General features: G+C 72.7%; 17 protein-coding genes and 2 rRNA genes. 4 read left to right on the top strand and 15 right to left on the bottom strand.

Going from position 1 to position 20,268, the window contains the following annotated elements:
* Positions 1-37: 37 nt before the first annotated feature.
* From ACIPLC_RS05110 to ACIPLC_RS05120, 3 genes are all read right to left on the bottom strand, one after another.
* Entirely contained in the window at positions 38-868 is an 831-nt protein-coding gene (locus ACIPLC_RS05110; protein WP_400471203.1) for a putative RNA methyltransferase, read from the bottom strand.
* Positions 869-1,101: 233 nt separating this feature from the next.
* Complete coding sequence (locus tag ACIPLC_RS05115) at positions 1,102-1,899, bottom strand: RimK family alpha-L-glutamate ligase (RefSeq protein ID WP_400471205.1); 798 nt, start codon at positions 1,897-1,899, stop codon at positions 1,102-1,104.
* On the bottom strand, positions 1,896-2,834 hold the full coding sequence (locus ACIPLC_RS05120) for a RimK family alpha-L-glutamate ligase (RefSeq protein WP_400471207.1): 939 nt from the start codon (positions 2,832-2,834) through the stop codon (positions 1,896-1,898). The genes ACIPLC_RS05115 and ACIPLC_RS05120 overlap by 4 nt, the downstream gene beginning before the upstream one ends.
* A gap of 229 nt (positions 2,835-3,063) precedes the next feature.
* Here ACIPLC_RS05120 and ACIPLC_RS05125 point away from each other — a divergent pair, with 229 nt between their 5' ends.
* On the top strand, positions 3,064-3,924 hold the full coding sequence (locus ACIPLC_RS05125) for a GNAT family N-acetyltransferase (protein WP_400471209.1): 861 nt from the start codon (positions 3,064-3,066) through the stop codon (positions 3,922-3,924).
* Between the two features lie 167 nt (positions 3,925-4,091).
* Here the strand turns inward: ACIPLC_RS05125 and ACIPLC_RS05130 are convergent, their stop codons facing one another.
* The 4 genes from ACIPLC_RS05130 to ACIPLC_RS05145 form a co-directional block, all read right to left on the bottom strand.
* On the bottom strand, positions 4,092-4,514 hold the full coding sequence (locus ACIPLC_RS05130) for a fic family toxin-antitoxin system, toxin component (protein ID WP_400471211.1): 423 nt from the start codon (positions 4,512-4,514) through the stop codon (positions 4,092-4,094).
* Positions 4,511-4,747 carry a toxin-antitoxin system HicB family antitoxin gene (locus tag ACIPLC_RS05135; protein WP_063347592.1) on the bottom strand — a complete coding sequence of 79 codons (237 nt, stop codon included), beginning with the start codon at positions 4,745-4,747 and terminating at the stop codon, positions 4,511-4,513. The genes ACIPLC_RS05130 and ACIPLC_RS05135 overlap by 4 nt, the downstream gene beginning before the upstream one ends.
* 207 nt (positions 4,748-4,954) lie before the next feature.
* Positions 4,955-7,594 (bottom strand): collagenase, encoded by a 2,640-nt coding sequence (locus tag ACIPLC_RS05140; protein WP_400471213.1) that lies wholly within the window; start codon positions 7,592-7,594, stop codon positions 4,955-4,957.
* Between the two features lie 193 nt (positions 7,595-7,787).
* Entirely contained in the window at positions 7,788-8,747 is a 960-nt protein-coding gene (locus ACIPLC_RS05145; protein WP_400471215.1) for a LysR family transcriptional regulator, read from the bottom strand.
* Positions 8,748-9,145: 398 nt separating this feature from the next.
* Between ACIPLC_RS05145 and ACIPLC_RS05150 the strand changes: the two genes are divergently transcribed.
* Positions 9,146-9,343 (top strand): hypothetical protein, encoded by a 198-nt coding sequence (locus ACIPLC_RS05150; RefSeq protein ID WP_400471217.1) that lies wholly within the window; start codon positions 9,146-9,148, stop codon positions 9,341-9,343.
* Between the two features lie 178 nt (positions 9,344-9,521).
* Here the strand turns inward: ACIPLC_RS05150 and ACIPLC_RS05155 are convergent, their stop codons facing one another.
* Positions 9,522-10,817 carry a class I SAM-dependent RNA methyltransferase gene (locus ACIPLC_RS05155; protein ID WP_400471251.1) on the bottom strand — a complete coding sequence of 432 codons (1,296 nt, stop codon included), beginning with the start codon at positions 10,815-10,817 and terminating at the stop codon, positions 9,522-9,524.
* Positions 10,818-11,248: 431 nt separating this feature from the next.
* On the bottom strand, positions 11,249-13,318 hold the full coding sequence (locus tag ACIPLC_RS05160; RefSeq protein WP_400471219.1) for an APC family permease: 2,070 nt from the start codon (positions 13,316-13,318) through the stop codon (positions 11,249-11,251).
* Positions 13,319-13,547: 229 nt separating this feature from the next.
* Between ACIPLC_RS05160 and ACIPLC_RS05165 the strand changes: the two genes are divergently transcribed.
* Positions 13,548-14,216, top strand: a complete 669-nt coding sequence (locus ACIPLC_RS05165) for a potassium channel family protein (RefSeq protein WP_400471221.1) — start codon at positions 13,548-13,550, stop codon at positions 14,214-14,216.
* Entirely contained in the window at positions 14,216-14,887 is a 672-nt protein-coding gene (locus tag ACIPLC_RS05170; RefSeq protein WP_400471223.1) for a potassium channel family protein, read from the top strand. The genes ACIPLC_RS05165 and ACIPLC_RS05170 overlap by 1 nt, the downstream gene beginning before the upstream one ends.
* Before the next feature lie 98 nt (positions 14,888-14,985).
* Here the strand turns inward: ACIPLC_RS05170 and ACIPLC_RS05175 are convergent, their stop codons facing one another.
* The 6 genes from ACIPLC_RS05175 to ACIPLC_RS05200 all read right to left on the bottom strand — a co-directional run.
* Complete coding sequence (locus ACIPLC_RS05175; protein WP_400471225.1) at positions 14,986-15,843, bottom strand: DUF3159 domain-containing protein; 858 nt, start codon at positions 15,841-15,843, stop codon at positions 14,986-14,988.
* Positions 15,844-15,845: 2 nt separating this feature from the next.
* Entirely contained in the window at positions 15,846-16,253 is a 408-nt protein-coding gene (locus ACIPLC_RS05180) for an OB-fold nucleic acid binding domain-containing protein (RefSeq protein ID WP_063347599.1), read from the bottom strand.
* Positions 16,254-16,320: 67 nt separating this feature from the next.
* A complete protein-coding gene (locus ACIPLC_RS05185; protein WP_033351413.1) occupies positions 16,321-17,001 on the bottom strand; it encodes a response regulator in 681 nt (226 codons plus the stop codon).
* A 141-nt stretch (positions 17,002-17,142) separates the two neighbouring features.
* Complete coding sequence (locus ACIPLC_RS05190; protein ID WP_400471227.1) at positions 17,143-19,731, bottom strand: ATP-binding protein; 2,589 nt, start codon at positions 19,729-19,731, stop codon at positions 17,143-17,145.
* Between the two features lie 240 nt (positions 19,732-19,971).
* A 5S ribosomal RNA gene (gene rrf, locus ACIPLC_RS05195) occupies positions 19,972-20,088 on the bottom strand.
* An 87-nt stretch (positions 20,089-20,175) separates the two neighbouring features.
* Positions 20,176-20,268, bottom strand: a 23S ribosomal RNA gene (locus ACIPLC_RS05200); the annotation flags it as partial.

Below are 20,268 nucleotides of genomic sequence, written 5' to 3' on the forward strand. Positions count from 1 at the left end.
CCAACGTGGCGGCCGTACCCGGCCCGCGCCCCGACGTTCAGCGCCGGTAGGCGGCCACCGTCACGGAGGCGGTCACCTCGACCGGGTCCGGCAGGTCGGCGAGCGCGGCGGCCAGGCGGTCCGGGTCGGTGTGCCAGGCGCTGGGGCCCATGCCGACGACGGTGCGCACGTCGTCCGGGCCGAGCCGCAAGGTGAACTCGACCTGCCGCTGCCCGGCGGGGGTCAGGTAGGGGCCGAGCTTCTCGTCGATCCGCCGCTGCTTCTCCTCGTCAACCGACAACAGCCCCAGTGCGTCGACGAGTTCGCGCAGGTGGCAAGCGGTGGGCGAGACCAGCAGCAGGGTGGCACCGGGGCGCAGCACGCGGCGGATCTCGGGCCCGTTGCGCGGGGCGAAGACGTTGAGCATCAGCCCGGCGGAGGCGCCGCGCAGCGGCAGCGGCCGCCAGGCGTCGCAGACCACGGCACCGATCCGGGGGTGGGCCTTGGCGGCGCGGCGCAGCGCGAACTTGGAGATGTCGAGGGCGGCACCGACGCGGCCGGGCAGGGCGTCGAGGACGTGGGCCAGGTAGTGGCCGGTGCCGGCGCCGAGGTCGGCGACGAGGCCTTCGGGGTCGGCGGCCGCGGCGGCCTCGGCGAGGGCGTCGGCGATGGGCCGGTAGTGGCCGGCGGCGAGGAAGTCGGCGCGGGCGGCGACCATCTCGGCGGTGTCGCCGGTGCCGGTGTGGGCGTCGCCGGCGAGGAGGCTGACGTAACCCTGCTTGGCGAGGTCGAAGCTGTGACCGGCGGGGCAGCGCAGGGCGCGCTCGTGCCGGGTGAGGGCCTGCGCGCAGTGGGGGCAGGCCAGGTAGTGCTCGATGTCCTGCAGCAACGTTCCGTCTTCTCTCGCCGTTCGGCCCGGGCTCCCGGGCTCCCGGGGTCTCGCGGGTCCCCGGGCGCCCCGGGGTCTCGCTGGCCCGGTGGCCCGGTGGCCCTGAGCAGCCAGCCTAACGACCCCGCCCGGCCCGACGGCCCGCCCGACCTCCGCCCCTACCGGCACCACCGACCCCCGCCGGGCCCGCCGACCCCACCGAGCCCGCCCCGGGCCCGACGGCCCCGCCCGGCCTATCGGCCCCGCCCCTGCGCGGCGCGCCCGTGCTCCCCCGCGACGCGCAGGGCGAGGGCGGCGAGCGCCTCGGGCGCGCCGGGGCGGCCGCGGATGCCGGGGAAGGCGTTGACGTCGACGATGACGGGTTCGGCGGGCCCGTCGAGCAGGTCGACGCCGTAGATGTCGAGCCCGTACACCTCGCCGACGCGCAGGGCGAGGGCGGCCCGTTCGGCGGGCGGCTCCCAGCCCTGCCCCAGCCCCGGCACCTCCTGGTCGTCGGCGAGTTCGGACCGGCGCCGGGCGGCGAACACCTGCCGGTCGATCACCCACAGCTTCTGGTCCCAGCCGGTCCCCGGGACGAACGGCTGGGTGACGACAGGTTCGTCGGGCCAACGCGCGGCGAGTTCGCGCAGCCGGGCCGGGTCGTCGACCCGGGCGACCAGGTCGTGGCGCCGACTGTGCCGACTCTTGACGACGAACGGATAAGCAGGATCGGCGAGTTCAGCGAGGCGGCCGGCGTCGCGGGTGGCCGCGAAGGGCAGGTCGGCCGCGCGCGCGAGTTCGGCCATCCGCACCCGGTCCTGGCAGAGTTCGGTGGCCGCCGCGGAGTTGACGACGGGCGCACCACGCCGCTCCAACTCCTTTGCCAGCGAAAAGGCTTGAGGGCTATGCGTCTTGAGCAGGTAGACGTCGGCAAGCTCACCGGCCGCCCCGGCGGGGTCGACGCCCACCACCTCATGCCGGCGCGCCAGCAGGGCGGCGGTCGCCGCGAGCACCGGGTGGCCGAGGTCGGTGGCAATCAGGCCGATCCTCATATCGCCCCGCCGAATCCGGCCCCGCCGAACTCGCCACCACCGAACTCGCCACCGCCGAAGCCCAGTTGTCCGTACCCGGCGCCGCCCGCCGGCACCAGTGCGGGCGCGGGCGCCGACACGGCCGTCCCGCTGCGCGCGAGCCGCAGCACCGCCCGGGCGACCCTGGCGACCGCGTCCGGCACCTGGCGGAAGCTCGGGAAGTCGTTGACGTCGACGACCACCGGCCCGTCCGGCCCGAGCAGCACGTCGACGCCGTACAGGTCGAGCCCGAACACCTCGCCGACCTGCGCCGCGATCCGCGCGACCTCCCCGGACAACGGGACCTGCCGTTCGCGGACGTCCTGCCCGGGGTGGAGCGGGGAGGAACGTTCCGTCGCGAAGAGCTCGCCGTCGACGCAGTACACCTTGAGGTCGGTCCCGGAGTTGGGCACGTAGGGCTGGGCGATCAGCAGCCCCTCCTCGGCGAGTTCGGGGCCGAGGTCGAGGAGGTGGTCGGGGCTGGGCACGAGCCGGACGGCCCGCCCGGAGCTGCCGTCGGCCGGCTTGACGACGAGCGGGTACTCAGCGGCCGGGATCTCGGCGAGCCGTTCCCAGCGAGCGGCGGCGTAGGTCACGGGGACGGGCAGGCCGCGGGTGCTGGCGATGACGGAGGCGAGCGCCTTGTCCCGGACGCCGCGGATGGAGCGGACGTCGTTGACGGTGGTGAGGCCGACGGCGGCGGCCGCGTCCAGCAGGGTGAGCCCGGGCCCGCCGGAGACGGTCTTGAGCACCCAGGCGTCGTGACTGCCGGCCCGGATCGCCTCGGAGATCGCCATCAGCGAGTCCCCGGGGCGCAGCACGTCCACCCGGTGCCCCCATGCGGTGAGCTGGCGCGCCACGTCGAGCGGCATGCCGTCGTGCCGGTAGTGCTCCTCCACCAGAAAGCAGAGCCTCATGGGCCTGTCTTCCCCCCTTGCCGAGCCGAGTGCGGACGTCCGCCGTCCCCGTTCGGCAGAGCTGTAAAGGCATCAGCATGCCACGCGGTATACGCACAAGATCGCTGCGAGCCGGTAAGCGTTCGGCAACAATCAGGCGCCCGCAGCGCCCCTGCCCGTCACCGTCCCGGCGCGAAGCCCGGGAACAATCCGGTGGCAGACCGCCGACGCCCCTGCTTGGATGCACGCCGTGACTTCTGTCGACCATGCCCCCGACCACTCCCTCCTCGACGCGATCGAGCGCTACTACGACGCGGTGCCGCGCAGCGCAGCGCGGGCCGAGGACTTCGGCCCGCTGACCCTGTTCGTCCGCGAGGGCGTGGGCTGGCCCTACTACGCCCGCCCCACGCTCGGCCACGACGGCCCCGCCGCCACCGCCGAGGACGTCCTCCGGGTGCTGGCCCGCCAGCGGGAGCTGGGCGAGCCGGAGGCCTTCGAGTGGGTGGCCGAGCGGAGTCCGGAGCTGCGCGCCGCGGTGGAGGCGGCCGGGCTGGCGGTGCACGAGCACCCGCTGCTGGTGCTGGGCCCGCAGGACGAGCCGGCCCCGGCGCCCGAGCTGCCGGAAGAGGTGCGGGTGGGGGTGCTGGGCGCGGACGCGCCGGAGCTGGCGTCGGCGGTCGCCGTTCCGCATCTGGCGTTCGCCGACCCGGGCACCGGCGTGGGCGCCGTGGGTGCGACCGAACTGGCCGAGGCCGCCGGACGGTTGGCGGCGGAGGGCGCGGTGGAGCGGATCGCGCGGCGGATCACCGACGGCGCCACCGTGCTCGCCGCCGCGCTGGAGGACGGTTCGGCGCTGTGCGCGGGCCAGCACAATCCGGTGGGCGCGGTCACCGAGGTGGCCGGGGTCGGGACGCTGCCGGTCGCGCGGCGGCGCGGGCTGGGTCTGGCCGTCACCGCGGCCCTGGTCGCGCACGCGCGGGCGAATGGCGTGCGGACGGTGTTCCTGTCGGCCGCGGACGAGGACGTCGCCCGGATCTACCGCCGGGCGGGCTTCCGCCCGTTCGCGACGGCCCTGATCGCCGAGCCGGCCCCGGACCAGCCCGGCGACTGACCCGACGACCGGCCGACCCGACCGACCCCACCGGCCCCACCGGCCGCTCGGCCCGATCGACCGGCTGACCGGCCCGACGACCGCACCAGCCGCGCCGACCGGAGCGACCGGGAACGGACGACGAGGACGACGAGGACGACGACGCGACCGGGCGAGAGCCCACCCGGTCAGTCGTCGTCCTCGTCGTCCGCCCCGCTGACCCCCTCCCCCTCCGCCTCGTCGACGACCCACCCCGCCAGCCGTTCGGCGACCCCGGACACGCCGAGCCGCCCCTCCCGGATGGCCCGGGCGAGGCTGCGGACCTCACGGGCGGTGGTGGCGACGGTGCAGCCGCTGGCGACGAGGTAGGCGTAGGCGACGGCGGTCGCGTAGAGCTCGTTGGTCTTCTCCAGGGCCGGCACCCGGATCAGCTGGTGCATCAGGGCGGCAGCGCGGTCCTGCGGTTCGGGATAGACGTCGATGTCGAAGATCCCGGCCTGGTGCCGGGCGACGGCCGCGAGCAACGACCCGTAGTCGGTGACCTGCGGGTCACCGGGCGTGTACTGCTCGGCGGTCATCAGCAGCCACGAGAGGTCGACCTCCAGCTTCAACGGCGCACGTCCTTCAGGTCGCCAGGCTCCGCGAACTCGGCCAGGAAGGCCGTCTCGTACTCCTTCATGAACTGGGCGGCGGCGTCGACGAAGGCCCGCCCCGCCTCGCCCATGTCCTGCTGGACCAGGCGCTCGATGTACTGGTTCATGCTGATCCCCTGCTGCTCCGCCCGTTCCCGGGCCATCTCCGCGGTCGTGGCGTCCACCCGGACGTTCAGCTGCTTCTTACCCATGAACCTCAAGCTAGCGCTTAAGTGCTAGCACAACAAGGGCGCACGCACCCCGGACGGAGCGTCCACGCGCCTCCCGGCGGACGCATCCCCGGCAGACGCGCCCCGACGGATACGCCCCCGACAGACGCGGCTCCCGGCGAACGCCGGGCGGCCACGCCCGCGGCAGGGTGCCGCGGGCGTGGCCGCCCGAGCCGAGGGAGGACCGGATCAGAACTGGGTTCTGACCGTCACCCCGCTGAAGTCGGTGTTGGCGTAGAGGCTGATGTAGCGGTAGCCGGCGGTCGGGTTGGTGACGGTGATGCTCTGCGTGCTGCCGGCGTTGGTGGAGGAGGCGGTGAAGGCGTTCGGCGAGGCCCAGGTGTCCGCGTTGTAGTACAGGTACGCGGTGCCGGTGCCGCCGGAGGTGGTGACCTTCAGGGTGCTAACGCCGGCCGGCAGGTAGACGTACAGGTAGTCGAGGCCGCCGGCCGTGGCGGTGAGGTTGGACCGGGAGCAGTTCTGACCGAGCGCGTCGGTGCGCGGGTCGGTGCAGGTCGGCAAGGTGGTGCCGCCGCCGGCGCCGGCGGTGACGGTGGCCGAGGCCGGGGTGCTGGCGGTCTTACCGGTGTTGTCGGTGACGGTCAGCGCGACGGTGTAGGTGCCCGCGGCGGCGTAGGTGTGGGACGGGTTCCGCTGGTCGGAGGAGGTGCCGTCGCCGAAGGTCCAGTGCCAGGCGGTGATCTGGCCGGGGCCGGTCTGGACGGACTTGTCGGTCAGCGTGACGGTGGCTCCGTTGACGGCCTGGTCGAACAGCGCGGTCGGGCCGGCCGCGTAGCAGGCGCCGGCGGCGCAGGTGTTGAGCCAGGCGTCGAAGTCGGCGTCGTAGCCGGTGCCGATGCCGTTGTAGACCGCGTAGCCGCCCTGGTAGTCACCGGTGCGGAAGTGCCCGAGCATGGCCTGGATGTCGGCCGGGTGCTTCTCGAACATGTACCGGACGGCGAGGTAGCCCCACGGGTAGGTGCGCACCGAGTCCGAGTTGTCGTACGAGTTCTGGAAGACGGTGCTGAGCTTGTAGGTGTGCTTGGCGGCCTCGGCCATCGCCTGGGTGTCCGTGGTGCCGCGGTAGGCGTAGGACTCGTACTCGGCGACGCCCTCGATCCACCAGATGTCGGGCACGGAGATCTCGGTGGAGAAGTTGCCCTTCATGTCGTAGATGCCGTCGAGGTAGTGCGTGTACTCGTGGTTGAGGTTCCACACGTTGCCGGTGAAGCCGTCGTTCCACGACTTCTGGTACATGACGCACACGGCGTGGTTGTTCGGGTCGGTCGGGTCCATGACGGTCTGGCCGCCGTTGTTGGTGGAGTTCCCGAAGATCGCCCAGGAGTAGTTCAGGTAGTCGGCCTGGTTGGCGAAGACCGCGAGGGTGATGTTCTTGTCGTACTGGTTGACCGGACCGTTGTCCTTCACCAGGTTGTGGAAGAAGGTGTCCTCGCCGCGCAGGCTGGTGCAGACGGCGGCCAGGTCGGCGGGCGACAGCGCCTCGGTCTGGATGTTGCGGTTGTCGCAGACCAGCTGGTTCGGCAGCACCGCCGCGGTCAGCTTCGCCGGCAGGTCGCAGGTGCCGTAGTACGAGCACTGGCCGGGGTCGAAGGCGTTGGCCTGGTAGGCGGTGTGGACGTACAGCGGGCCGGTGGCGCCGGTGATCTGGGCGCCGTCGAGGACCGCCTTGACCTTCCCCTTGACCGCGGCCTCGACGACGGGGCCGTCGCCGGCCATCCGGCCGAGGTCGTTGCCGGCGTTGACGTCGAGGTAGGCGTTGGCGGTGCCGAGCAGGTCCTTGTGGTTGAGCGCGAAGTCGCCCAGGACGGTGCCGATGCTCGGGTCCGCGCCGACCGCGCTGACGAAGTCGCTGTTCCAGTTGCCCCGCCACAGCGGCGCGGACAGCACGGCGTTGACCGCCTTGAGCATCTTCGGGAAGGCGTTGTACGAGTTGTCGTAGCTGGTCAGCACCTGCTTGTAGACACCCAGGTAGCTGCCCTGCAGGTTGGCGCTGTCGGTGAGGACCAGCACCTCGTTGAGCACGGTGCCGTTGTTGTCGGTGACGTCGGTCCAGTGCCGGCCGGCGAAGAAGGCGTCGAGCCCGGCCTTGGAGGCGCTGGTGAGCGCCGCGTCGTAGGGGCCGACCGCGTCCGCGTTGTTGGACTGGACGTAGTACCCGGCCCGCAGGAAGAGCACGAGCTGCAGGATGCCGGTGGAGTTGTCCCCGGTGTAGTTCGCCGCCAGGCCCTGGTAGGCGTTGGCGACGGTGAGCATCTGGGATTCCTTGAAGATCCTGCCCGCGTCGGTGCCGGTGACGTTGAACAGCGTGTTGACGCAGTCCGTGGTCGAGCCCTCGAGGAAGGAGACCAGGTCGGCACCGCTGCGCCCGCCGAAGTCGGCGGGGGTGCAGCTCGGCGCGGCGGCGCGGACCGTACCGGCGGCGGCGCGGGCGGACGTGCCCGGCTGAGCCGCGGAGCTGCCCGGCTTGGCCGCGGGCGCGTGCGGCTGGGCCGGGCGGGGCGCGGTCTGCACGGCGGTGCCGGCCGGCTGGCCCATCACGACCTGGCCCAGCAGCGCCGGCGGCAGCGGCTTGGCGGCGGGGGCGACGGCTTCGGAGGGATCGGCCGCGAGGAAGGCCCCCAGCGGCTTCGGGAGGGCCGACGCGGCGTCGGCCGTCGCCGGGGCGGCGGCGGACGACCGGGCGCCGGCCGACGGCTGGGCGGCCGGTCCGGACGCGGCGAGCGCGGGGACCGGCAACAGGGTGGCTGCGGTGGCACAGCCGGCGACGACGCCGGCCATGAGCGTGGGGAGAGGTATGCGAAGGCGCACTGCTGGGTCCTTCTCCTGTGGGGGAGGTGGCTGGACGACTGCCGAGGCGTGGGGGAAGTCGACGTGATCCTGCCATCGGGCGACCCGCCAGAACAATGTCACAGGTCATATGACATCGACTGCGGCGGGCATAACACCGCCCCACCGGGACCGGCGGCCGGACCCGGCCTCCCCACCTCCGGACCCGATCCCCCTACGGCCGGACCGGCCGGTACGTCCGCGCCGCCCAGGCCTGGAAGGTCGGCGAGTTGGCGATCAGGTCCCGGTAGGCCGCGGCCGCCGCGCCGAACAGCGTCTCCACCACCTCGCCGCTCACCCCGGCGGCCCGCCAGGCCAGCAGGTGGCGGACCCAGATCGGCGTCCCGGCGAGCGGCTTGACGACCACTTCGGCGAGCGGCCTGGTGGTCGCCTGGACGACGGAGATCCCGAGCCCGGCGGCGATCATCTCCTGCAGCTCCAGCCGGCCGCCGAGGAACTCGTGGACGGTCGCCGGGGTGAAGCCCGCCGCGGCGCAGGCGCCGTAGAACACGCCGTGCCAGCCGGCCCCGTCGTCGGGGGTGAGGAACCAGTCCTCCTCTGCCAGGTCCACCAGGGCGATCTCGGTGCGGTGCCGGAGCCGGTGGCCCGCCGGGAGCGCGACGAAGGCGGGCTCGGTGACGATGCCGCGGTGCGCGACGGCCGGCGAGTGCCGCAGCTCCCGCCCCGGGTAGTCGACGGCCACGGCCGCCTCCGCGTCGCCCTGCTCCAGCAGGTCGACGATGTCCGACGAGCGGTAGACGGAGGTCACCGTGAAACGCTGGTCGGGCCGCTGGTGCCGGGCCCTGGTGACCAGCCCGGGCAGGATCGGCGAGATGGTCGCGGCCAGGCGCAGCTCCTGGAGGGCCGGCCCGCCGGGGGCCGCCGGGCGGCGGCCGAGCCAGTCGGCGCGGGTGAGGAGGTCGCGCGCGGCGGCCACCACCTCGACGCCGAAGCAGGTCGGCGCGACGCCCGCGGCCGTGCGCTCGAACAGCGGCGCGCCCAGGTGGCGTTCGATCCGGCGCAGTTGCGTACTGGTCGCGGGCTGCGAGGCGCCGAGCAGAACGGCGGCCCTGCCGACGCTCCCGGTGTCGGCGATGGCGCACAGCACGCGAAGGTGCCGCAGTTCCAGCTCCATGACCCTCCCCCTCACGCAAGGGCCGCACCCTCCCGGCCGACCGCTCCGGGCGGGAGGGTGCGGCCCCGGCGGTGGCTGTGCAACAGCACACATGACATGTCGGCCGCTCACCTTCGCCCCGCGCGAATCACCTCGTCAAGCCCCCTCCGAGGGCCGAACGGCGGTACCGGCACCGGCCTTTACCGGCGCATTGCGTCCCCCTGACCACTCCCTGACCCGCACCCCGCCGACCGCCCGGCCCGTACCCGCCACCCCGCCCGACGCCGGCCCCTCCGAGGCCACCCCGCCCGACGCCGGCCCGCCGGGGCGAGCGAGACTTGAAGAGTTCTTCACCTTCCGGGACTCTGAACTCTCCTGAGCGTTCCGCGGAGCGGCACCGACCGGTCTGGAGGCCGGCAATGACAGCCATGTTCGACCAGGAGTTGCGCGAGCAGCTCGCCCAGGCCCGCCGGGACCTCGCGGCGGCCCGGGCCGAAGGGGACGCCGACGGCGTCCAGGCGTACGAGGGCCGGATCGCCGGACTGCTCCGGCTCGCCGCCCAGCACGGGATCGACCTTCCGCACAGCGCCGACGAGGAGGAGCACAACGGGCCCTGACCGTCCCGCACCCGAACGGCAGAGGAGGCGGCACCCGCGTGAACGGGTACCGCCTCCTCTGCCGTCTTCTCCGCCGAACCCCCAGCGCCGGACTCCCAGCGCCGTCGGGCTCCCCCCGACCACGGTCAGAGCCCGTCAGCACCCGTCAGCGCCCGTCAGCACCCCGGAGGGCCGCCGGTCACGTCCCGATCGGTTCCAGGATCGCCACGCACTCGAAGTGGTGCGTCATCGGGAACAGGTCGAAGGCCCGCAGCGAGACCGGCCGGTAGCCGCCCTCGCGGAAGAACGCCAGGTCCCGGGCGAGTGCCGCCGGGTCGCAGGCGACGTACGCGATCCGGCGCGCCTCCAGGCCGGCCAGGAGCGCGACGGTCTCGCGCCCGGCGCCCGAGCGCGGCGGGTCCAGGACGATCAGGTCGGTGGCGGTGATGCCGGTGCGCGGCAGCAGCGTCTCGACGCGGTCGCACTCGATCTGCACGTTGTCCAGCGCGGCCAGGTTGTGCCGGGCGTCGGCCACGGCCTGCTTGGCGGACTCGATGCCGAGCACCGCGCCCTCCTCGCCGACCCGGTCGGCCAGCGCGCCCGCGAACAGGCCGACGCCGCAGTACAGGTCGAGCGCGTTCTCGCCCCACTGCGGGTCCAGGCCGTCCAGGACGGCGTCGACCAGGGTGTCCGGCGCCTCGGGGTGGATCTGCCAGAAGCCGCCGTTGCTGACCCGCCAGGTCCGCCCGGTCGCCCGCTCGCGCACGAAGCCGCGCCCGTGCACGCGGTGCACGTCGCCCTGCTCGTCCACCCGGGCGATCGACACCGGCTTGTCCAGCTCGACCAGCGGCAGCTGGGCGCCCGGGCGCGGGGTGAGCACCACCTGGCGGTCCGAGGAGCCGGTCGCGGCGACCACCTCGACCGAGGCGATGCCCGGCCAGTCGCGGCTCTCGACGCCCAGCTCGGTGACGCCCTCGGCGGCGATCAGGCAGCGGTCCACCGGCTGCACCTCGTGCGAGCGGTGCTTGCGCAGGCCGACCTTCCCGGTCTCCTGGTCCACGGCGTACTGCACGCGGGTGCGCCAGGCCGGCACCTGCCCGGCCGGCAGCTTGCCGCCGACCGGCTCGACGCTGCCGTCCCAGCCCGCCTCGGCCGGGGTGAGCCCGGCCAGCTTGGCCAGCTGCTCGGTCAGCACCTGCCCCTTGAGCTTGCGCTGCCCGCCCGGGGTGACGTGCTGCCAGTCGCAGCCGCCGCACTTGCCGGGCCCGGCGAACGGGCACGGCGGCGCGATCCGCTCCTTGGCGGGCTCCAGGATCTCGACCGCGTCGGCCCGCAGGAACCGGGAGGTGGAGGTGCCCTCGGTGACCAGCGCGACCACCTTCTCGCCGGGCAGCGCGTGCCGGACGAACAGCACCCGGCCCTCGTGCCGGGCCACGCAGTGCCCGCCGCCGTGCGCGACCGGGCCGACCTCGACCTCGTAGCGCTGACCGGCCAGCGGATCGCCGGACGGCGTCTCGGGCCGCGCGGCCCGCGGCGCGGCGCGCGGCGCCTTCGGCGGCCGCACCGCCTGCTTGCGCGGCCGCTCCCCCTGCGGGCGGGATCCCTGCGTGCGGGCACCCTGAGCGCGAGCGCCCTGCGCACGGTCGCCCTTCGGCGCACCGTCCTTGGAGCGTTCGGCCTTCTGGGCACGGTCGGTCTTCTGCGTACGGTCGGCCTTCGGCTTCCCCGTGTCGGCTTCCGCCGGACGCGCGGGAGCAGGCTCGCCCGGCGCGAGCGGCGCGGTCTGCGCGGTGAAGCCGTCGCGGTCGGTGGCGGCCGGGCGCACGGGCTTGCCCCAGCGCGGCCGGGCGACCTTGCCGGGCTTGGCACCGCCCTTGCGGGCGCCCTTGCCCGAGGAGCCGGAGGAGCGGGACGGGGTGTTGCGGGTCACTGGGCGGAGTCCTTGCTGCTGTCAGCGGTGGCGTCTGGCATAACGGGGACCTTCGACTTTACGGCCTTCGGCGCCCGCGGCTCGCCACGCCGGACGGCGCCCGGCGCCGACCAGGCCTTCTGCGGCTTGCGCCGCTCGGAGGACTCCAGCTGCCACGGCACCGAGGTGACCATCACCCCGGGCTTGAACAGCAGCCGCCCCTTGAGCCGCAGCGCGCTCTGGTTGTGCAGCAGGTGCTCGTACCAGTGGCCGACCACGTACTCGGGGATGTAGACCGACACCACCTCGCGCGGGCTGCTGCGACGCAGGTTCTTCACGTAGTCGAGGACGGGCCCGGTGATCTCGCGGAACGGCGAGTCCAGCACCTTGAGCGGCACCTCGATGCCGCGCTCGTCCCACTCCCGGCGCAGCGCCGCCGTGTCGGCCGGGTCGACGTTGACGGTGACGGCCTCCAGGGTGTGGGCGCGGGCGAGCCTGGCGTAGGCGAGGGCGCGCAGCGCGGGCTTGTGCAGCTTGGAGACCAGCACGATGGCGTGCACCCGGGTGGGCAGCACCACGTCGTCCGGTTCCTCGGCGGCGATGAGCTCCTCGGAGACCCGGTCGTAGTGGCGGCGGATGCCCTTCATCATCACGAACAGCACGACCATCGCGGCGATCGCGATCCAGGCGTGGCTGATCTTGGTGACCAGGACGACGATCAGCACGGCCATGGTCATCACCAGGCCGAAGGTGTTGATCGCCCGGCTGCGCTGCATGTGGCGGCGCTTGGCCGGGTCGGTCTCGGTGCGCAGCAGCCGGGTCCAGTGCCGGATCATGCCGGACTGGCTCATGTTGAAGGAGACGAAGACGCCGACGATGTAGAGCTGGATCAGCCGGTTGGGGTCGGCGTCGAAGGCGATGACGAACAGGATCGCGGCGATCGCCAGCAGGATGATGCCGTTGGAGAAGGCCAGCCGGTCGCCGCGGGTGTGCAGCTGGCGCGGCAGGTAGCGGTCCTGGGCGAGGATCGAGCCGAGCACCGGGAAGCCGTTGAAGGCGGTGTTCGCGGCGAGCACCAGGATCAGGCCGGTGACGGCGGCGACGAAGTAGAAGCCGGGCGTGAAGTTGGCGAAGACGGCTTCGCTGATCTGGGCGAGCGCGGTCTTCTGGTGGTAGTCCGGCGAGGCGCCGACGAGCTGCTCGGCCGGGTGCTCGGCCATCTGGACGCCGGTGAGGCGGGCCAGCCAGATGATGCCCATGAACATCACCACGGCGATGCTGGCCATCATCAGCAGCGTGGTGGCGGCGTTCCGGCTCTTGGGCTTGCGGAAGGCCGGCACGCCGTTGGAGATGGCCTCCACGCCGGTGAGCGCGGCGCAGCCGGAGGAGAACGACTTGAGCAGCAGGAACACCATCGCGAATCCGGCCAGCGAGTCGTTGCCGGGGGTGGCGGCGAGGTGGAAGCCGGAGCTCTCGGCGGGCATGTCCTGGCCGAGCAGGAAGTGCCGGACGAAGCCGTAGCCGACCATGCCGACGACGCCGATCATGAAGGCGTAGGTCGGGACGGCGAAGGCGGTGCCGGACTCCCGGACGCCGCGCAGGTTCATGCCCATCAGCACCACCACGACGATGACCGACAGGGTCAGTTCGTGGCCGCGCAGCGCGGGGACGGCGGAGACGACGTTGGCGACGCCCGAGGTCGTCGAGACGGCCACGGTGAGCACGTAGTCGACCATCAGGGCGCTGGCGACGACGAGTCCCGCGTTGGGCCCGTGGTTGACGGTGGCGACCTCGTAGTCGCCGCCGCCGCTCGGGTAGGCGTGCACGTTCTGCCGGTAGGAGGCGACCACCGCGAGCATCACGATCGCGACGACGACGCCGATCTGCCAGGAGAAGTGGATCGCCGAGGCACCCGCCACGGAGAGCGTCAGCAGGATCTCCTCGGGGGCGTACGCGACCGAGGAGAGCGCGTCCGAGGCGAAGACGGGCAGCGCGATCCGCTTGGGCAGAAGTGTTTCGCCCAATTTGTCGCTGCGCAGGGCGCGCCCGATCAGGATGCGTTTCGGTAGGTCAGTCGGCATAGGCACGTTAAGGAATCGTAGGGGCTTCCCGGGCCGGGCTCCGCCGTTTGTCCCCCCCTTCGTCGCGACTGCGTTCTATGGACCGGCTAGCGTGTCGGATACGAGTCGGCGGGCAACACTCACGTTGTGAGTCGGCGCCCCACGAGAACGCTCGCCCAGGGAAGCCGGGCGGGAAAGGGAGATGAACGGTGTTTGCGCAGGTCAAGAACCCTACGGGACGGGTGAGGTAGCGCCGGTGCACATCGTCATCATGGGCTGCGGTCGCGTGGGCTCGGCCCTCGCCAGAGCCCTGGAGAAACAGGGCCACTCGGTGGCCGTGGTCGACCAGGACCCGACCGCGTTCCGTCGGCTGGGCGCCGGGTTCAACGGGCGCCGGGTGACCGGCGTCGGCTTCGACCAGGACACCCTGCGCGAGGCGGGCATCGAGGAGGCCGGCGCGTTCGCCGCCGTCTCCAGCGGCGACAACTCCAACATCATCGCCGCACGGGTGGCCCGGGAGAACTTCGGCGTGGAGAACGTCGCGGCCCGGATCTACGACCCCCGCCGTGCCGAGGTGTACCAGCGCCTGGGCATCCCGACCGTGGCGACGGTCCGGTGGACCGCCGACCAGATGCTGCGCCGGCTGCTGCCGAGCGGCGCCGAGCCGCTGTGGCAGGACCCGAGCGGCGGCGTCCAGCTGGCCGAGGTCGCCTACCACCCGGGCTGGGTCGGCCACCGCGTCGGCGTGCTGGAGGAGGCCTCCGGCGCCCGGGTGGCGTTCGTCACCCGGCTCGGCGAGGGCGTGCTGCCCTCGCCCCAGATGGTGGTGCAGGAAGGCGACCTGGTGCACGTGATGCTGCGCCGGGCCGACCTGACGGCGGTCGAGGCCGCGTTCGCGCAGGGGCCGAAGGAGGAGGGTCACTGATGCGGGTCGCCATTGCCGGGGCCGGTGCCGTGGGTCGCTCGATCGCGGGCGAGCTGCTGGAGAACGGGCACGAGGTCCTGCTGATAGACAAGAACCCCAACTCCATCTCGGTGGAGCGGGTGCCGATGGCGGAGTGGCTGCTGGCCGACGCCTGCGAGATCACCTCGCTGGACGAGGCGGCGCTCCAGCGCTGCCACGTGGTGATCGCCGCGACCGGCGACGACAAGGTGAACCTGGTCGTCTCGCTGCTCGCCAAGACCGAGTACGCGGTGCCGCGGGTGGTCGCCCGGGTGAACAACCCGAAGAACGAGTGGCTCTTCAACGAGTCCTGGGGCGTGGACGTGGCCGTCTCCACGCCGCGGCTGATGTCCGCCCTGGTCGAGGAGGCGGTCAGCGTCGGCGACCTGGTCCGGCTGATGCGCTTCAGCCAGGGCAACGCCAACCTGGTCGAGCTGACCCTGGCCGCCGACACCGAGCTGGTCGGCACCCGGGTGGGCGACGTGGCCTGGCCGCAGGACACCGCACTGGTGACGATCATCCGCGAGGGCCGGGTGCTGGTGCCGGGCAAGGACCACACCCTGGAGGGCGGCGACGAACTGCTCTTCGTGGCCGCGCAGGAGCGCGAGGAGGAGCTGGAGGACCTGCTGTCGGCGTCCTCCGGCGCCCAGTAGGGCCGAAGGCTCGACCGGACACGGGCGAGGGCCCGCACCCACCAGGGGTGCGGGCCCTCGCCCGTCGCGTGCGGCCGACGAGATCCGCCGGACGGGCCCTAGCGGGCCGGCTCCTCGTCCTCGTCGAACTGCGCCTTGATCGGCGGCGGCGCCTTGAGCAGGATCTGCCAGGTGACGTACATCGCCAGCAGCATCGGCGGGATGCCGAGGGCGACCTTCAGCCAGCCGAGCAGGTTGACGTTGTGGGTGAAGTACAGCGGGAAGAGGATCACCGGCTTGAGGCCCATGATCACCACCCAGGCCCAGGTCGCCTTGGTGTAGGCGGCGAACCGGCCCGGGTTCTCCTTGCGCCAGGTGAACATCTCACCGGTGACCGGGCCGAGCATCACCCCGATCATCGGCCAGCGCACCAGGGCGGAGACTGCCAGGGCGATGCAGTAACCGACGTTCCACAGCAGGCCGGGCAGGTAGAAGTCCTCGGCGCGGCCGCTCTTCATCGCGATCCAGGCGCCGAGGGCGACGCCGAACACCCCGCTGAAGGCGTGCTGGACGGTCTCCCGCCGGGCCAGCCTGGTCACCACGAACACCGCGCACAGGCCCAGCGCGGCCCAGGCGGCGGAGCTGACCTGGTGGGTGATGTTGAAGGTGACGATGAAGACCAGGCCGGGCAGCGTCATGTCGATCATGCCGCGCACGCCGCCGAAGGCCTGCAGGATGGTGTCGGCCGCCTCCTTGGAGGCGGCGGCCTTGCGGGCGGCCTCCTCGGCCTCGCTGTCGACCGTGCCGGGCACGCCGCCGAGGGCCTGCTGGGCGCTGTCGGCGGCCTCCCTGGAGGCGACGGCCCCGCGGACGGCCGCGTCGGCCGCGGCCTCGGGTCCGTGCGGACCGGGCGGCGCGTGGTGGTTCGCGGCCAGGTCAAGCTGGGCGGCGGACTCGCCGCCGGGCTGGTTGCTCACGCTCATTCGCTCCCGTGTCCGACCGGACGCAGCTCATAGCGGGGGTTGAACAGCACGCGGCGCCCGCGTGCGTGGCTGATCCGGCCGCTGGCGACGAGCCGGCGGCCCGGCTCTATGCCCGCGATCGAGCGGCGGCCGAGCCAGACCACGTCCAGCGCTTCGGTGCCGTCGAAGAGTTCGGCCTCCAGGGCCGGCACCCCGGCCCGCGGGCGGAGCGTCACCGTGCGCAGCGTGCCCGCGACGGTGACCAGCTCGCGGTCCGCGCAGCCGGCGATCGGCGTGCAGCCCGACTCCGCCGCGCTCTCCTGGCGCAGCTCCTCGGCCTGCAGCTCCTCGGCCGAGGAGGTCAGCCGGCTGAGCATGCGGCGGAAGCGCCCCTGCGGCTGGTCGCTGCTGTTGTCACCACTCATGTCGGAAGGGTACCGGTTTCCGCGCCCCCGGCGGCAGGCCGTACGGCCACCGGGGGCGCCCTGGGGGTCAGCTCTCGAAGCGGTAGCCCATGCCCGGTTCGGTGATGAAGTGGCGCGGGTGCGAGGGGTCGCGCTCCAGCTTGCGGCGCAGTTGGGCGAGGTAGACCCGCAGGTAGTTGGTCTCGGTGCGGTAGGCGGGGCCCCACACCTCCTGGAGCAGCTGGGTCTGGCTGACCAGCCGGCCGGCGTTGCGGACCAGCACCTCCAGCAGGTGCCACTCGGTCGGGGTGAGGCGGACGTCGGTGCCGTCCCGGTTGACCTTCTTGGCGGCGAGGTCGACGGTGAAGCTCTCGGTGACGACCAGCGAGTCGTCCTCGCCCGCGACCGGCTCGGCGCGGCGTACGGCGGCGCGCATCCGGGCGAGCAGCTCGTCCATGCCGAACGGCTTGGTGACGTAGTCGTCGGCGCCGGCGTCCAGCGCCTCGACCTTCTCGTCGGAGGCGTGCCGGGCCGACAGCACGATGATCGGCACCCTGGTCCAACCGCGCAGGCCGCGGATCACCTCGACGCCGTCCATGTCGGGCAGGCCCAGGTCGAGGACGACCACGTCGGGATGGCGGGCGGCGGCCAGCTCCAGGGCGCTCGCGCCGTCATGGGCCGCGTCGACCTCGTACTTGCGGGCCTTGAGGTTGATCACCAGCGCGCGGACGATCTGCGGTTCGTCGTCCACGACGAGGACCCGGGTCATTTACGGGCTCCGCCTTTCAGGGCTGTCGGACTTACGGACTGTGGGGCTTGCGGACTACAGGACTTACGGACTGTGGGACTTGCTGAACATGCGACTTGCGGAAGCGAGGAACGGCAGGCCGGAACGGCACGCCACCGGCCGTCACGTGATCAGCCGCGACAGCGGATCGTGCCCGTCACCGGACGCCTCCCCCAGTTCCGGCGGCCGCTCGGCGGCGGGCAGGCTGACGACCATGGTGAGGCCGCCGCCGGGGGTGTCCTCGGCGGTGACGGTACCGTCCATCGCCTCGACGAAACCGCGCGCCACCGCGAGCCCGAGCCCCACCCCGGCGCCGCGCGGCGCGTCCCCGTAGCGCTGGAACGGCGCGAAGATCCGCTCCTTGGCGTCCTCGGGCACGCCCGGGCCGCGGTCCACGATCCGCAGCTCGACCCGCCCGGAACCGCCCGGCTGACGCAGCGCGTCGGCCTTGACCAGCACCTTGACGCCGTCCGGGCTGTACTTGACGGCGTTCTCGACCAGATTGGCCAGCGAACGCTCCAGCAGGCCGCCGTCGGCCCGGATCATCGGCAGCGTCTCCGGGACGTCGAGGCGCACCGACTCGGGCGGCACCCCGCCGAGGGCGAACGGCACCACCTCGTCCAGGTCGGTCTCCTGGATCAGCGGGGTGACGGTGCCGGTCTGCAACCGGCTCATGTCCAGCAGGTTGTTGATCAGGTGGTCGAGCCGGTCCGCCCCGGCCTCGATGCCGGCCAGCAGCTCCGCCTCGTCCTCCGGCGCCCACTCCACGTCGGCCGCCCGCAGCGAGCTGACGGACGCCTTGATCCCCGCCAGCGGAGTGCGCAGGTCGTGCGAGACGGCCGCCAGCAGGGCGGTGCGGATCCGGTTGCCCTCCGCCTCCCGGCGGGCCGCGGCGGCCTCCCTGGCCAGCCGGCGGCGCTCCAGCACCACGGCCGCCTGCGCGGCGAACGCACCGAGCAGGCGCCGGTCCGCCCCCGGCAGCACCCGGCCGCGCAGCACCAGCGCCAGGCTGTCCCCGACCGGGACGTCCACGTCGGCTCCCTCCGGCCGCTCCGGCGGGCGCGGCCCGGCGGTGGCGACCGGCACCCAGGGGCCGAGCGGCTCCGGGCGCTCCAACAGCGCGGCGCTCTCCTGCCCGAAGGTCTCCCGGACCTGCTCCATCAGCGCGGTCAGCACCCCGTCCCCGTTCGGCGCGCCGCGCAGCACGGTGCCGGCCAGCGCGCTGAGCGTCTGCGCCTCCGTCTGGCTGCGGGCCGCCTGGTGGGTGCGTCGGGCCGCCAGGTCCACCACGGAGGCGACCGAGATGCCGACCACGGTGAATATCGCCACCGCCATGATGTTCTGCGGCTCGTTGATGGTGAAGGTGTGGATCGGCGGCGTGAAGTAGTAGTTCAGCACCGAGGAGGCGACCAGCGCCGACCCGATCGCCGGCAGCAGGCCACCGACCAGCGCCGCGCACACCGTCAGCGACAGGAACAGCAGCATGTCGGTGGACAGGCCCAGCCCGCCGATCGCGGTCAGCACCAGCGCCAGCACCGGCGGACCGGCCAGCCCGATCAGCCAGCCCGCGATGGTGCGGGGGCGTCCCAGGTCGGTGATCCGGCGCACCGGCAACCGTCCGCGTCCGTGCCCGGCGTGCTCGTGGGTGACCATGTGGACGTCGATGTCCCCGGCCTCCCGGGTCACCGTGGTGCCGACGCCCGGCCCGTAGAGGTACTGCCAGGCCGGCCGGCGGCTGGTGCCCAGCACGATCTGGGTCGCGTTCACGCCCCGGGCGAAGTCCAGCAGCCCGGCGGCCGGATCGTCGCCGAGGACGGCGTGGAAGGAGCCGCCGAGGCTCTCCACCAGGGCGCGCTGCTCGATCAGCGTCTGCGGGGAGCCGGTGCCCGAGAGCCCGTCCGAGCGGGAGATGTGGACGGCGAGGAGTTCACCGCCGGAGACTCGGGCCGCGATCCGGGCCGCTCGGCGGATCAGCGTCGCCCCCTCGGGGCCGCCGGTCAGACCCACCACGATCCGCTCCCGGGCCTGCCAGGTGCCCTCGATGCCCTGCTCGGCCCGGTACTTCTGCAGGTACTCGTCGACCCGGTCGGCCGTCCACAGCAGGGCCAGCTCGCGCAGCGCGGTCAGGTTGCCCGGGCGGAAGTAGTTGGCCAGGGCCGCGTCTATCTTCTCCGGCGCGTACACGTTGCCGTGCGCCAGCCTCCGCCGCAGCGCCTGCGGCGACATGTCGACCAGCTCGATCTGGTCGGCCCGGCGCACCACCGCGTCCGGGACGGTCTCGCGCTGGCGCACCCCCGTGATGCCCTCGACGGCGTCGCCGAGCGACTCCAGGTGCTGGATGTTGACGGTGGAGATCACGTCGATCCCGGCCGCCAGCAGTTCCTCGACGTCCTGCCAGCGCTTGGCGTTGCGACAACCGGGGATGTTGGTGTGCGGCAGCTCGTCCACCAGCGCCACCTGCGGGCGGCGGGCGAGGACGGCGTCCACGTCCATCTCGGTGAACGCGGCCTCCCGGTGCACCAGCTGCTGGCGCGGTACGACCTCCAGCCCGTCGACGAGCTCCGCGGTGCGCCGCCGGCCGTGGTCCTCCACGAACGCCACCACGACGTCCGTGCCACGCTGCTGTCGCCGGTGCGCCTCGGCGAGCATGGCGTACGTCTTGCCGACCCCGGGGGCCGCCCCAAGGTAGATGCGCAGCCTGCCTCGTCCCATGAGCACCATTCTTGATCCGGCTCTGCCCGGGGGCCACCCCCGGACACCTGTTCCCCTTCCCTTCGAGACTACGGCGTGAGCGGCGATTTTCCGCTGATCAGTGCACTGATCATGCGGTTTTAGCGACATATTGACGGCGCCCACCCCTTCAGCCGGGCAGGCCCAAAAGCCTTCTGCCCGCTCTCCGGGAAATGCAAAAAGACCCCCTCCCGGACGGGAGGGGGTCTTTTCGGAATGATTGTTCGGCGGCGTCCTACTCTCCCACAGGGTCCCCCCTGCAGTACCATCGGCGCTGTAAGGCTTAGCTTCCGGGTTCGGAATGTAACCGGGCGTTTCCCTCACGCTATGACCACCGAAACACTATGAAACTGTCAACCGCACCAACCCCCGACATACAGGGGTTGGGGTCGTTGTTTCAGAACAACACAGTGGACGCGAGCAACTGAGGACAAGCCCTCGGCCTATTAGTACCGGTCAACTCCACCCCTCACAGGGCTTCCATATCCGGCCTATCAACCCAGTCGTCTACTGGGAGCC

The organism is Kitasatospora sp. NPDC086801, assembly GCF_044745805.1.
Classification (GTDB): Bacteria; Actinomycetota; Actinomycetes; order Streptomycetales; family Streptomycetaceae; genus Kitasatospora.